Source organism: Streptomyces sp. NPDC096176 (genome assembly GCF_044763255.1).
GTDB lineage: Bacteria > Actinomycetota > Actinomycetes > Streptomycetales > Streptomycetaceae > Streptomyces.
On sequence record NZ_JBIWFV010000002.1, the window covers coordinates 534,955 to 548,511 of the forward strand.

8 protein-coding genes and 1 pseudogene are annotated in these 13,557 nt (G+C 68.6%); 4 read left to right on the forward strand and 5 right to left on the reverse strand.

The annotated features are described in order from the left end of the window. Positions 1–29: 29 nt before the first annotated feature. On the reverse strand, positions 30–1,985 hold the full coding sequence (gene acs / locus ACIQ7Q_RS07690) for an acetate--CoA ligase (protein ID WP_403857581.1): 1,956 nt from the start codon (positions 1,983–1,985) through the stop codon (positions 30–32). A 226-nt stretch (positions 1,986–2,211) separates the two neighbouring features. Continuing rightward, complete coding sequence (locus ACIQ7Q_RS07695) at positions 2,212–4,581, reverse strand: bifunctional SulP family inorganic anion transporter/carbonic anhydrase (protein ID WP_403857584.1); 2,370 nt, start codon at positions 4,579–4,581, stop codon at positions 2,212–2,214. A 284-nt stretch (positions 4,582–4,865) separates the two neighbouring features. Here ACIQ7Q_RS07695 and ACIQ7Q_RS07700 point away from each other — a divergent pair, with 284 nt between their 5' ends. After that, entirely contained in the window at positions 4,866–6,131 is a 1,266-nt protein-coding gene (locus ACIQ7Q_RS07700) for a hypothetical protein (protein ID WP_403857587.1), read from the forward strand. 115 nt (positions 6,132–6,246) lie between these two features. Here ACIQ7Q_RS07700 and ACIQ7Q_RS07705 read toward each other — a convergent pair whose 3' ends face one another. After that, on the reverse strand, positions 6,247–7,233 hold the full coding sequence (locus ACIQ7Q_RS07705) for an ATP-binding protein (protein WP_403857590.1): 987 nt from the start codon (positions 7,231–7,233) through the stop codon (positions 6,247–6,249). A 102-nt stretch (positions 7,234–7,335) separates the two neighbouring features. On the opposite strand from ACIQ7Q_RS07705, the gene ACIQ7Q_RS07710 reads away from it, so the two are divergent. Beyond that, positions 7,336–8,166, forward strand: a complete 831-nt coding sequence (locus tag ACIQ7Q_RS07710; RefSeq protein WP_403857593.1) for an oxidoreductase — start codon at positions 7,336–7,338, stop codon at positions 8,164–8,166. Between the two features lie 471 nt (positions 8,167–8,637). Here the strand turns inward: ACIQ7Q_RS07710 and ACIQ7Q_RS07715 are convergent, their stop codons facing one another. After that, positions 8,638–9,471, reverse strand: a complete 834-nt coding sequence (locus ACIQ7Q_RS07715; protein ID WP_403857596.1) for an HAD family hydrolase — start codon at positions 9,469–9,471, stop codon at positions 8,638–8,640. A gap of 545 nt (positions 9,472–10,016) precedes the next feature. On the opposite strand from ACIQ7Q_RS07715, the gene ssd reads away from it, so the two are divergent. Both ssd and ACIQ7Q_RS07725 read left to right on the forward strand, forming a co-directional pair. Next, positions 10,017–11,120 carry a septum site-determining protein Ssd gene (ssd, locus tag ACIQ7Q_RS07720; RefSeq protein ID WP_403857599.1) on the forward strand — a complete coding sequence of 368 codons (1,104 nt, stop codon included), beginning with the start codon at positions 10,017–10,019 and terminating at the stop codon, positions 11,118–11,120. Continuing rightward, positions 11,117–11,980, forward strand: a pseudogene (locus ACIQ7Q_RS07725) (TadA family conjugal transfer-associated ATPase); the annotation flags it as partial. The gene ssd and the pseudogene ACIQ7Q_RS07725, both read left to right, overlap by 4 nt. Positions 11,981–12,401: 421 nt before the next feature. On the opposite strand, the gene ACIQ7Q_RS07730 reads toward ACIQ7Q_RS07725, so the two are convergent. Next, a complete protein-coding gene (locus ACIQ7Q_RS07730) occupies positions 12,402–13,523 on the reverse strand; it encodes an NADAR family protein (protein ID WP_403857602.1) in 1,122 nt (373 codons plus the stop codon). Positions 13,524–13,557 lie beyond the last annotated feature (34 nt).

A 13,557-nucleotide genomic window follows, 5' to 3' on the forward strand; every position in this document is an offset into this window, starting at 1 on the left:
TGCGGACGGCGGGCAGGAAACCGCTGCTGTCAGTCCTCGGAGGGGGCGCTCGGCAGCTTCGACTGGATGAGGTCCATGACGGAGGAGTCGGTCAGCGTGGTGACATCACCGAGCTGCCGGTTCTCGGCCACGTCGCGCAGCAGTCGGCGCATGATCTTTCCCGAGCGGGTCTTCGGCAGCTCGGCCACCGGCATGATCCGCTTGGGCTTGGCGATCGGGCCGAGTGTCGCGCCCACGTGGTTGCGCAGGTCGTCCACAAGACTGTCGTCCTCGCTGGCCGTGCCGCGCAGGATCACGAAGGCCACGATGGCCTGTCCGGTGGTCTCGTCCGTGGCGCCCACGACCGCCGCCTCCGCGACCTTCGGGTGGGAGACCAGCGCGGACTCGACCTCCGTGGTCGAAATGTTGTGGCCGGAGACCAGCATCACGTCGTCGACCCGGCCGAGCAGCCAGATGTCGCCGTCGTCGTCCTTCTTGGCTCCGTCGCCCGCGAAGTACTTGCCTTCGAAGCGCGACCAGTAGGTGTCGAGGAAGCGCTGGTCGTCGCCCCAGATGGTGCGCAGCATGGACGGCCACGGCTCGGTGAGGACGAGGTAGCCGCCACCGCCGTTGGGCACCTCGTTCGCCTCGTCGTCCACGACGGTGGCCGAGATGCCGGGCAGCGGGCGCTGTGCGGAGCCCGGCTTGGCCTCGGTCACGCCGGGCAGCGGCGAGATCATCATCGCGCCGGTCTCCGTCTGCCACCAGGTGTCCACGACCGGGGTCTTTCCGGCGCCGATGTTCTGCCGGTACCAGATCCAGGCCTCGGGGTTGATGGGCTCACCGACCGACCCGAGAACCCGCAGGCTGCTCAGATCGAACTTGGCGGGGATGTCGTCGCCCCACTTCATGAACGTCCGGATCGCGGTGGGCGCGGTGTAGAGGATCGTGACGCCGTACTTCTGCACGATCTCCCAGAAGCGGCCCTGGTGAGGGGTATCGGGCGTGCCCTCGTACATCACCTGCGTCGCACCATTGGCCAGCGGTCCGTACACGATGTACGAGTGGCCGGTCACCCAGCCGATGTCGGCTGTGCACCAGTAGACGTCCGACTCGGGCTTGAGGTCGAAGACGGCGTGGTGGGTGTAGGCCGTCTGGGTGAGGTAGCCGCCGGAGGTGTGCAGGATGCCCTTCGGCTTACCGGTCGTGCCGGACGTGTAGAGGATGAAGAGCGGGTGCTCGGCGTCGAAGGCCTCGGGGGTGTGCTCCGCGGGCTGCCGGCCGACGATGTCGTGCCACCAGACGTCGCGCCCCTCGGTGAAGGCGGTCTCCTGGCCGGTCCGTCGAATGACGAGCACGTGCTCGACCTGCGGGCAGCGGGCGACCGCTTCGTCGATCGCGGGCTTGAGCGCGCTCGGCTTGCCACGGCGGTAGCCGCCGTCGGAGGTGATGACCAGTTTGGCGTCGGCGTCCTGGATGCGGGAGGCGACGGCGTCGGCGGAGAAGCCGCCGAAGACCACGGAGTGCGCGGCGCCGATGCGGGCACACGCCAGCATCGCGACGGCGGCCTCGGGGATCATCGGCAGGTAGATCGCGACCCGGTCGCCCTTGCGGACGCCGAGCTCGAGCAGAGCGTTGGCGGCCTTGGAGACCTCGCCCTTGAGTTCGGCGTAGGTGATGGCACGGCCGTCACCGGGCTCGCCCTCGAAGTGGATGGCGACACGGTCGCCGTTGCCCGCCTCCACGTGGCGGTCCACGCAGTTGTAGGCCACGTTGAGCTTGCCGTCGGCGAACCACTTCGCGAACGGCGGGTTGGTCCAGTCGAGGGTCTCGGTCGGTTCGGTGGCCCAGGTGAGCCGACGCGCCTGCTCGGCCCAGAAGCCAAGCCTGTCCGCCGCGGCCTGCTCATACGCCTCCGCGGTTACGTTGGCGCTCGCTGCCAGCTCGGCCGGCGGGGCGAACCGCCGCTCTTCCTTAAGAAGGTTGGCCAGGCTCTCGTTGCTCACGACATCTCCCTTTCCCAGGGCGTCTTCTGTGCGTATGTGTCCCAGGCCATACCTCATCAGCCGGAGGGCCCGGGTGACAAGGGCCTGCCGAACATTGGTGTAGACCTGTGGGCCCCTCGCCCCCGGGCGGCGGGGACGAGGGGCCATACGTTCTCACGGACGCGGTGCGTGAGCGGTTCATTACCTGCGCGCCCAGGCGGGCCGTGCGACCACTCAGACGTCGCGGTCAGGCACGGGACTTCTCCAGCGCGGATGGGGCGGGGGCCACCCTGTCGAAGACCTCGTCGATTTCATGCTCCGCGGAGTTCGTGAGGAGATACGCCTGGGCCTCGGCGACGTGGAAGTACATCCCGTGCAACTGGAGCGAGCCCTCGGCGAGCCGCCGTGCCACCGACTCATGGGCCCGCAGGTGCTCCAGTTGCTGGACGACATTGGTCAGGCAGAGCTGCTCGACGGCGTCGGTGGGCAGGCGGCCGGAAATCCTGGCCCAGGAGCGATGGCGGTTCGTCATCCGTTTCAGGCTGGGCATTCCGTGCCGCAGCCAGCGGCCAAGCGGTGTGGGGGAGGTGCCCGGCGGGCTGTTGAGCAGTGCCTGCATCGCGCCGCAGCCGGAGTGGCCGCAGACGGTGATCGAACTCACCTCGAGGATGTCGACCGCGTACTCGATGGCGGCCGCCACGGAGTTGTCCGAACCGTCCTTGCCCGGCAGCGGCACCAAGTTGCCCACATTGCGGACGGTGAACAGATCGCCGGGTCCGCTTGCCGTGATCATGCTGGTCACGAGTCGGGAGTCGGCGCAGGCGATGAAGAGCTGCGACGGACGCTGGCCTTCCCGGGCGAGCCGCGCCAGTTCGTCGCGCACCAGCGGGGCGGTGTTGCGCTGGAAGGAGCTGAGCCCGCTGGCCAGGTGGTGCGCGTCCGTTTTGCGCGGCCGGTCGTCGCAGTGGTGATTGCGCCAGGGCGTCCAGGGGCGGCAGCAGCTGTGCGACTCGTCGGCGGGCTCGCTGATTCGGCCGCCCGCCCGTCCGGTGATCTCGACCGTCCCGCCCTGTGCGGCGTGGGCCGTCTGCCAGTCGTGCAGGGCCTCGTACGCGGCATGGTCCATGAAGGAGCCATCCAACTCGACCACGCAGTCGGCACCGGCGGGGACCTGGCTCAGCATCCGGCTCAGCCTGGGCACGGCGAGAAAGGTCAACTGTCCGCGTGCACGGACCCGGTGGACTCCGTCCTGTTCCTCCACCGTGATCCTGGTGCGCGTCAGCCGGTGCAGCGCTACTGCCACGGCCACCGCGATGCCGATGACGACACCTTCCAGGACTCCGGTGAGGACCACCGCGGTCAGTGTGGCCGCGTAGACGAGCATCTCTCGGTTCTTCCGCACGTTGCGCATGTGCGTGATGTTGACCATCTGTACGCCGACGACCATGACCAGGGCCGCCAGCGCGGCCAGTGGAATCAGATCGAGGACGGGCACGAGCAGCAGCGCGGCGACCACGATCCAAAAGCCGTGCAGCATGGTGGAGTTCCGGCTCACCGCGCCCGCGGCCACGTTGGCGGAACTGCGGACGGCGACACCGGTGATGGGAAGTCCGCCGAGCGCACCGGACACGACGTTCGCGGCGCCTTGGCCCACCAGCTCGCGCTCGAGGTCGGCACGCGGGATGCGTACCCGCGGCTTCTTGCGGGCGGCGGTCAACTTGTCGATGGCGACGGCCGACAGCAGCGACTCGACACTCGCCACGAGTGTCACGGTGAGCACCGCGGCGAGCAGACCGAGCACCGGGCCTTCCGGCAGCTCGGGCAGTGCGTGTGAGCGCCATGACGGCAGGTCGACCCGAGGCTGGTGGAGGCCGGCGAGCGTGGCGAACGCGGTTGCCGCCGCCACCGCGGCGAGCGCCGCCGGAACGGTCCGCACGATCCTGCCCGTGCGACCCGGCACGCGAGGCCACAGAAGCAGCACGGCGACGGTCAGGACGCTGACCGACAGCGCGGCAGGGTGGAGATCGGCAAGCTGCGCCGGCAGGCCCTGGACGTTGCTGATGGCCGAGCTCTGGGGTGTGCCGCCGAGGACGATATGGAGCTGGGCGAGGGCGATGGTGACGCCGATGCCGGCCAGCATGCCGTGGACGATGGCCGGGCTGACCGCGAGAGCCGAACGCGCCACCCGCAGTGCTGCGAGGGCGAGTTGGCACAGTCCGGCGAGGACGGTGATGGCGCAGGTGGTGCGCCAGCCGTAGTGCTGGATCAGCTCGGCGGTGACGACGGTCAGGCCGGCGGCGGGGCCGCTTACCTGCAGCGGCGCCCCGCCGAGCCGGCCGGCCACGATGCCGCCGACGGCGGCCGCGACGAGCCCGGCCTGCAGGGGTGCGCCGGTGGCGAGCGCGATGCCGAGGGAGAGCGGCAGCGCGATCAGGAAGACGGCGATGGACGCGGAGAGATCGGCGCCCGCGATGTGGAAGCGACGGCCGGTGCCCGGCGGCGGGCTGTGCCGGCGCTGGAAGCGTGATGTGAGGGGACCGGCGGGGGCCGGCCGGTTCTGCTCGGGCTTGTCGGGCCCGTGAGAAGGATCGGCGGTGCGAATAGGGGCGAAGGACATGGTTCCCGTCTCCTCCGGGGCAGCGCGGTCGCGGAATGGGGGACGCGGCCGTGGGTCACGGCGTGCAGCGGCGGGATAGTCAAACGTTCGGTAAATGGATCGTAATGGCGAGTAAAGACTCGGGCATTATCTCCTGCGCAAATGGGGCAATCTTTCACCCGATTCGACGATTAGTCATTTGATACGGCTTGTCACCCGTTCCCTCCCTGCCTCGCGATGCGAGTTTGGCGGTTGCCCCGGGCCACCGTCAGACAGTCGTATCGGCACAGGAATGAGGTGGGCGGATGTTGGCCGCCACGAAGAGGGTTGTCGCCGTCGGCGTCGGCGCCGCGGTGTTGGTCGCAGGTCTCGCCGGGTGTTCCGGTTTCGACAGCCTCGGGTCATCGGGCGGCTCAGGGGCCAAGAAAGGCGTCGCGGCCCCCAAGGGCCCGGTCCGTCTCATCGGCGACGGATCCACCGCGTTCACCGGCACCCAGCCCGGACTGCTCAAGCCCGAGCGGCTGAAGCCCGGTGAGGCGCCTCCGCAGTTCGTGGTGTTTTCCTGGGACGGCGCCGGTGAGGACAGCCAGAAGCTGTTCTCGCACTTCCGCAAGGTCGGCAAGAAGTACGACATGACAATGACGTACTTCCTCAGTGGCGTCTATCTCCTCCCCGAGAAGAAGCGGGCCATGTACGACCCGCCCAAGTACCCTGCCGGACGCTCGGACATCGGTTTCAACGATGTCCAGGGCATCAGGGACACCGTTCGTGAGCTGCGCGGCGCCTGGCTCGACGGCAACGAGGTGGGCACGCACTTCAACGGTCACTTCTGCGGCAAGCGCGGGGTGGGAAGCTGGTCCGTCGAGGAGTGGAAGAGCGAAATCAGCCAGGCCAAGTCGTTCGTGAAGAACTGGAAGACCAACGCAGGGCTCGCCGGTGCGGAGCCCCTCCCCTTCGACTACGAAAAGGAGCTCATCGGGGCCCGCACGCCGTGTCTGGAAGGCCGGGAGAACTTCACACGGGCCGCGAGCGAGTTGGGCTTCCGCTACGACACCAGCGGCATCAGCAACCAGGTGTGGCCCGACAAAGAACTCGGTCTGTGGGACCTCGCCCTTCAGCTGGTACCCGTTCCCGGTCGGTCCTTCGAAACGCTGTCGATGGACTACAACTTCATGGTCAACCAGTCCGGTACACCCAGGGGTGACCCGTCGAAGCACAGGTACTGGGGCAACCAGATGCGCGACGGCCTGATCAAGGCCTTCTACCGTGCCTACCAGGGCAACCGCGCACCCCTGATCATCGGTAACCACTTCGAATCGTGGAACGGCGGCACGTACATGCGCGCGATCGAGGAAACGATCGCGACGGTGTGTGTGAACAGGGACGTGAAGTGCGTGTCGTTCCGTCAGCTCGTCGACTGGCTGGACGCCCAGGACCCGAAGGTCCTGGCAGATCTGCGCCAACTGGACGTCGGGCAGGCTCCGAAGGGCGGCTGGGATCAGTACCTGGCCGACAAGTCGGTGGCCTGGACGGCTCCACAGGCGGTCCGGAAGCCGGCCGAGAAACGCTGAGCCCGCCTCTGATTCCGACAGCGGGGCCGGCGGTGTCCCCCGGGGCGGCGTCCCCCGGCCGGTCGGGTCTTCCGGTCGGCGGTGTCGGCCGGAAGACCCGACCGGGGGCGACTGGTCAGCCGAGTTGCGGCACGAGCGTCTGCTCGCCGAGCACGAACGTCGGATCGACCTGTGCGGCCAGGTCGGCACCGGTCTTCGCGTTGCCCCAGCTCTCCGCGTTCTTGAGGTGAAAGTGCACCATCTGGCGGGTGTAGTGCCCCCAGTCGCGGTTCGCGTACGAGTCCTCCGCCGCGTTCTGCAGGGCCTGCAGCGCCATGCGGTTGTCCGCCTCCAAGAGCTCGAAACGGGAGGGGCGTCCCTTCTCCATGGAGCGCACCCACTCCGAGTGCCCGACGGCGACGAGCAGGTCGTCCCCGGTCTCCTGACGGAGGAACTCGATGTCGTCCTGGCCCTGCACCTTGTTGCCGACGACCTTCAGCGCCACACCGAAGTCGCGGGCGTACTCCTTGTACTGGCGATAGACCGACACGCCCTTGCGCGTCGGTTCGGCGACCAGGAACGTCATGTCGAACCGGGTGAACATCCCCGAGGCGAAGGAGTCGGACCCCGCCGTCATGTCGACCACGACGTACTCGTCCTGGCCGTCGACGAGGTGGTTCAGGCAGAGTTCGACCGCCCCGACCTTGGAGTGATAGCAGGAGACGCCCAGGTCCGACTCGGTGAAGGGCCCGGTGGCCATGAGCCTGATGTCACCGTCGTCGAGACGGACCGTGCGGGCGCAGGCGTCGTACACCGGGTTGTCCTCGACGACGCGCAACAGCCGCGACCCCTCACCCGGAGGCGTCGTTTTGATCATCGTGTCGGCCGAGGCGATGCGGGGATTCGAACCGCGCAGATAGTCCTTGATCAGGGGCAGATGCGCCCCCATCGCGGGCAGCGCGGCCGCTTCTGACTCGTCGAGGCCCAGCGCGGCCCCGAGGTGCTGGTTGATGTCGGCGTCCACCGCGACGACGGGGGCTTCATTGGCGGCCAAGTGGCGGATGAAGAGGGATGACAGCGTCGTCTTGCCGCTGCCGCCCTTCCCTACGAAAGCGATCTTCATGTTCACCTACCGTAGCGGAGTGGTTGCGCGTGGTGGCCTGCAACCGTGAGGAAGACCACTCCAACGTGGGTCGCCCGTCCCGGACGCGTAGCCTCGATAGTTATGAGTACGAACGCCTCGTCGGCCGATCCACTCGCCGCCCTCGGCGCCCTGCCCGGCGTCGCCGACTCCGTGGACTCCGTGCGCAAGGCCGTCGACCGGGTCTACGGACACCGGGTCATGCGCCGACGCAGCAATGAGATCACCTCCGAGGCCGCGCTGCGTGGGGCTCGCGGCTCCGCCGCGCTCGCGGGGGCGGACTGGGCGCTGGAGGAGGTCCGCAGGCGCACGGACTTCGGCAGCGAACCCGAGGCGCGTACGGTCGGCGCCGCTCTGCGGCTCACCGCTGAGGCGGGCCAACTACTGTCCATCTGGCGGCAGTCGCCGCTCCGGGTGCTGGCCCGCCTGCACCTCGTCGCGGCGAGCGGCTCCGGTGACGACGATACGGTCGGCCGGCCCCGCCTCCCCGGCGAGACGGTCCACGAACCGCTCATCGAGGCACCGCTGCCGGATGTGGCCGAGCTGACGGGCCGTCTCGACGGCCTGGCGGAGCTGATCATCGCGGGGAGCGAGGCACCGGCGCTGGTGACGGCGGCGGTGGTACACGGCGAACTGCTGGCACTGCGGCCGTTCTGCTCGAGCAACGGGCTGGTCGCGAGGGCGGCCGAGCGCATCGTGCTGATCGGCAGCGGCCTCGATCCCAAGTCGATCTGCCCGGCGGAGGTAGGCCACGCGGAGCAGGGCAGAGCCGCCTACGTCGCGGCATTCGAGGCGTACCTGACCGGTACGCCGGACGGGATGGCCGCATGGATCAAGCACTGCGGCCGTGCGGTGGAGTTCGGCGTCAGGGAGTCGACGGCAGTGTGTGAGGCGCTTCAGCGCGGCGCTGCCTGACGCGGGAGCGTCGGCCTCAGACGTGGGCGAGAGGCCCGGTGCCTGACCTGCACGAGAGCCCCGGCCTCATCGAGGCATGGCGCAAAAAGGTCTGAAAAGGGTTGCGGCGGTACCGGTTTGGTACCGCCGCTGGCACGATCCCCGAGTTACCATGCGTCCTCGAAATTTGCCCATCAGGTCGGGTACTTTGCCCGTCACCTGGTGCGGCTGGCCCGTAATCGACGGGTCGACGTCGCGTGGGTGCTCAGTTTTCATGCTTCGGTCCGTGGGGCCTTTCTGCGTTTAAAGGTGATCCTTTCGGATGATCCTCGGTCTCGCGGGCCGTTAAATCCTTTGTACTACTGCGGGCGGCGATGTGGAAGCCCTACGTGCACTTCTTTACTTTTAGGTTCAAACAGGGGTGAAACGACCAAGCCGGTCCGGCTGCCTCCGGCGGTCGGACGCGGTCGCCCGTGGCACGGTCAACGAGGCCTATGCGATGGTGCTTCGTCGGCGGCTGGCGTACCAGACCAGTCCGGCGGTCGCCGCCGCCGCGCCGACCGCCGCCGCTGCCATGAGCGTCGGGCGCGGGGTCATGGAGAAGGCCGGCAGTCTTCGCTTGAGCCGTACCGGACGGTTGAAGTCGAGAATCGGCCAATCCCGCAGCGTCGCCTCACGGCGGAGTTCGCGTCCCGGATTGACGGCGTAGGGATGCCCGACCGACTCCAACATGGGGACGTCGGTGACGGAGTCGCTGTACGCGTAGCAGCGAGCCAAGTCGTACCCCTCGGACGCGGCGAGTTCCTTGACGGCCTCTGCCTTGGTCGGCCCGTACGCGTAGTACTCCACCTCGCCGGTGTAGCAACCGTCCTCGCCGACCACCATGCGGGTGGCCACGACCCGGTCGGCGCCGAGCAACTCGCCGATCGGTTCGACGACCTCGGCGCCGGAGGTGGAGACGATGACCACATCTCGGCCCGCGGCGTGGTGCTCCTCGATGAGCGACGCGGCCTCGTCGTAGATGATCGGGTCGATGAGGTCGTGGAGCGTCTCGGCGACGATCTCCTTCACCTGCTGGACGTTCCAGCCCTTGCAGAGCGCCGAGAGGTACTGGCGCATCCGTTCCATCTGGTCGTGGTCTGCGCCCCCTGCGAGAAACACGAACTGGGTATAGGCAGTACGCAGTACGGCGCGCCGGTTGATCAGCCCGCCTTGGTAGAAGGACTTGCTGAAGGTCAGAGTCGATGACTTCGCAATGACCGTCTTGTCCAGGTCGAAGAAGGCGGCTGTGCGCGGCAAGGAGTGGTTTTCCACGAGCCTGAGCATATGTGCCCGCCATTCGGCGTACGCTCGGGCGTGTGGGTTTGCCTGAGAAGGCTCTCGGGTACACCATGGAAGTCACGGATCGTTCGCGACCGTGCTAACCCGGTCCGGCTCCTCCCCCCCCGAGTCGGCCGGAGAGACGACCCCCGCTCTCCCCCCCGGCGGGGGTCGTCGCATGTCCGGGCGCATTTCCCCGGTTTCGCGCACTCGCAGCCGCTTCCGCGCCCCTCGCGCCCGCCTCGGTGCCACCGGACGACCCACTCCCAGATATGTCACTCTGAGTAATGATCGTGCTGCTCTCCGCCAGCCCCTCCGCGCGCTCGGCGGCAGGGTCGAGTGGCCCGCCGAGATGCGTCCAGGAGGCGTCCCAGTACTCACCGGTATGAGCTACGGGGATATTCACAAGTGGCTAGTTGTCCACAGTTTTTCAGCAAGATCCACATGATTTTTCACTGGGCTGCACCGTGATTCCAGCCGCGTAAGTCGCGGGCCGCAGGAATCACGGATCTCGAGGCGATGCGAGATCGCAGACAGAAGAGGTGGAGATCGTGGCCGGATCCATCACATCGGACCGACCGCACGCCGCGGAGGAGCGGCGGGGCGGACCCCTGATCGTCACGGAGGACATGGACCTGCTCGACGATCTGCTGCGCCTGTGTGCAGCGGCCGGCGCCGAGCCCGACGTCCACCATTCGCTGCCGGAGCGGAAGGGAGGCTGGGAGGACCCGCCGCTCGTCCTGGTCGGTGACGACGCTGCCGGGCGGTGCAGAGGCGCCGCACGCCGACGTGGGGTGCTGCTCGTGGGCCGGGACCAGGACGACCCGGAAGTCTGGCGGCGTGCGGTGGAGATCGGCGCCGATTGCGTGCTGCGGCTGCCCGACGCCGAGAGCTGGCTCGTCGACCGCATCGCGGACGTGGCCGAGGGCGTCGGGCGGCAGGCGCTGACGGTCGGAGTGATCGGCGGCCGTGGCGGCGCAGGCGCCTCGACGCTGGCGACGGCGCTGGCTGTGACTGCGGCGCGTGGGGGGCAGCGCACCATGCTCGTCGACGGCGATCCGCTGGGCGGAGGGCTCGACGTGCTTCTCGGGGGAGAGCATGTCGAGGGCCGGCGCTGGCCGGATTTCGCCGCGTCGAAGGGGCGTGTCGCAGGCGGCGCGCTGGAGGAGTCGCTGCCGGCGCTGCATGCCCTGCGGGTGCTCAGCTGGGACCGCGGGGATTCCGTGGTGATCCCTCCGGAAGCCATGCGGTCGGTCCTCGCGGCGGCTCGCAGGCGGGGCGGGATCGTGGTCGTCGACCTGCCGCGTCGCGTCGACGAAGGCGTGGCGGAGGCGCTGGCCCAGTTGGACCTCGGGCTGTTGGTCGTGCCGGGCGAACTGCGGGCAGTCGCCGCGGCCAACAGGGTCGCCTCGGCAGTGGGCATGGTCCTGCCGGATCTGCGGGCGGTGGTGCGCGGGCCGTATGCGCCCGGGCTGGACGAGCAGTGGGTGGCCGACGCGCTGGGACTGCCGCTCGCCGGGGAGCTCCCCGTCGAGCCCGGCCTGCCGTTAGCGCAGAGTGGAGGAGAACCGCCGGGCGCGAGTGGCCGCGGCCCCCTCGCCAAGTTCTGCGCTGCGTTCTGGGAGCGGGCCCTCGCCGGGGAGGGCGTCGCATGAGCGCGGGACTGCTGGAGGCCGTACGGCAGCGGCTTGCCGAGAGCGGGGCGGAGCCCACACCGGCTCGGGTGGCGGCGGCGCTGCGGGCGCAGGGAAGGCTGCTCGGGGACGCCGAAGTGCTCGGCGGCACGGAGAGGTTGCGGTGCGAGCTGGTGGGCACCGGCCCGCTGGAGCCGCTGCTGGCGGACCCGTCCGTCACGGATGTGCTGGTCTCCGCACCCGACCGCGTATGGGTGGATCGGGGCAGGGGACTGGAACTCACGAAGGTGACGTTCGCCGATGCGGCGTCGGTGCGCAGGCTGGCTCAGCGGCTTGCCGCGGTCGCCGAGCGGAGGCTGGACGATGCCCGCCCGTGGGTGGATGCCCGCCTGCCGGACGGCACACGGATGCATGCCGTGATTCCTCCCGTGGCAGTCGGCTCAACCTGTTTGTCGCTGCGCGTTGTGCGCCCCAGGGCCTTCTCCGTAGGGGAGTTGGTGGCCGAGAGGACGGTGCCACCCGGCGGGGACAGGTTGTTGCGCGCGTTGATCGAGGCGCGGCTGTCGTTCCTGATCAGTGGCGGCACCGGCTCGGGGAAGACGACTCTGCTGAGCAGCCTGCTGGGCATGGTGGGAGAGCGGGAGCGCATCGTGCTGGCCGAGGACTCGGCCGAACTGCGGCCCGACCACCCCCACGTGGTGCGACTCGAGTCGCGCACGGCGAACCAGGAGGGCGCCGGCCTGGTGACGCTGCAGGACCTGGTCCGGCAGGCATTGCGGATGCGTCCGGACCGGCTCGTCGTCGGAGAGGTGCGAGGAGCCGAGGTGACGGAGCTTCTGGCGGCGCTCAACACCGGTCATGAGGGCGGCTGCGGTGCGTTGACCGAACTAACTCCCGTGTTTTCGCAGGTCAGTTGATGTTCTGCTAGCTTCCCGACATGCCCGGTGAACCACGTCCCGGACGGGACTTGAAGAGCTTTGCCCTGCCCGAGATCGGCCGACTACTGGAAGTTGAGGATCTCTGGGAGCCATGCCGGCTGCTGGATCCGCATGGGAGGCCGGTCGAGCCCGTCTCGGAGTACTTCAGGGACTTGATGGCCGGCGATTGTTCACCCCTCACGCCGCGCTCGTACGGCATGGACCTGCTGCGATGGTGGCGCTATCTTCTCTGCACCAAGTCAAGTGGGAGCTGGTGGTTGATGAAACGCTCGATTACCGAGCGCTTCATCAGCCAAAGGTCAGCGACGATGTGGTCGCTCGGTATCGAGCAGCCGCTGCTCGAATTCGAGCAGCGGGCGGCCCTTTACAGCCCTGCGATACCGGCCCGCTGCGCCTGCAGCTCCGAGCGGACGAGTTCTAGGAGGCGGCCTGCCCAGTTGCGGCCGCGGCCGGCGTTGTCCCCCCAGAAGTCCGAGTCGGCGTCGTCGTAGATCACGGTGGCGTCGTCCGTGGTCAGCAGGATCTCGGCCAGGTCGGGGTGCTGGTCGTACTTCGCGCGCAGTAGGGCCGTCATCACCGCGGTGCGGGCGTGCTGCCAGCCCTCACGCTGTGGCGCCGCGGTCGCGGACTTGCGTGCGGCGGCATGGGTCTCTGCCGTGGCGATCGCGGTTCGAACCTCGGGGTCAGCGACTGACAGCGCCCAGTAGGCGTGGGCGGCAGATGGGTAGCTGACCTCGCCGACGACGATCGGGGCCGGGTAGTCGTTGCGCAAGCCCCGGAATCCCGGGGCATCGACCGGTTTGCTCGGATACGTGTGGTACAGCTTGATCGCCGGGGCGAAGGAGGTCACTGGTCCGTCTGCCGGGACGCGTGCGGCCCGTTCAGCGGCCCATCGCGCCCGTTCCTCGAAGTAGGCGACGGCCCTGTCGTAGTCCTCCTGCATGATCGGCCCATCGGCCGGGATGTACGTTTCGCCGCCGGGTCCCGCCACCAGCACCCGCAGCGGCCAGTCTTTGCTGTCCATGTCGCCCAGTGCGTAGCGGCGCTGCGAGATCGGGATGGCCAGGAAGGCGTTGCGGGCTGCGGCCCGGTTCTCCTCGGTCCGGTCGGCGAGGAAGGTGTCGACGGCGGCGAGGCATCGGCCCGTCGAATCCGGGCGCCCGTTGAGCTGGTCGATGGTGTCCCGAATCTCGGCGACCAGCAGGTCGGGGGTGAGGTAGCTGTGGGGCTCGCTGAAGGTCCAGCTGGCCAGTTCGAACGCGGATGCCTTAGCGCCGTCCGGCAGGGTGGTGGCAACCCAGCCGCTGCGGAGCTTGTCCTGGAACTCCTCGAGGGTTACCAGTTCCCAGCAGTCGATGAGCCCGTCGGCGTAGATGAACAGGTCGGTGAGGAAGTGCGTGCCGCCGTTGCGGATGAAGGCGTGGCGCCAGGTGCCGGGTATGCGAACGCCGTCCGCAGTGCGATGAGTGGTCTTGTTACCGATCATCCGGCGATTGTGTCGCAGCCGCCGCTGCGCGGTC

Bases quoted from the DNA above. Each gene is read 5' to 3' on its own strand.
- ACIQ7Q_RS07695 (WP_403857584.1), bottom strand. From the start codon at position 4,581: ATGTCCTTCGCCCCTATTCGCACCGCCGATCCTTCTCACGGGCCCGAC.
- ACIQ7Q_RS07700 (WP_403857587.1), top strand. From the start codon at position 4,866: ATGTTGGCCGCCACGAAGAGGGTTGTCGCCGTCGGCGTCGGCGCCGCG.
- ACIQ7Q_RS07705 (WP_403857590.1), bottom strand. From the start codon at position 7,233: ATGAAGATCGCTTTCGTAGGGAAGGGCGGCAGCGGCAAGACGACGCTG.
- ACIQ7Q_RS07710 (WP_403857593.1), top strand. From the start codon at position 7,336: ATGAGTACGAACGCCTCGTCGGCCGATCCACTCGCCGCCCTCGGCGCC.
- ACIQ7Q_RS07715 (WP_403857596.1), bottom strand. From the start codon at position 9,471: ATGCTCAGGCTCGTGGAAAACCACTCCTTGCCGCGCACAGCCGCCTTC.
- ACIQ7Q_RS07730 (WP_403857602.1), bottom strand. From the start codon at position 13,523: ATGATCGGTAACAAGACCACTCATCGCACTGCGGACGGCGTTCGCATA.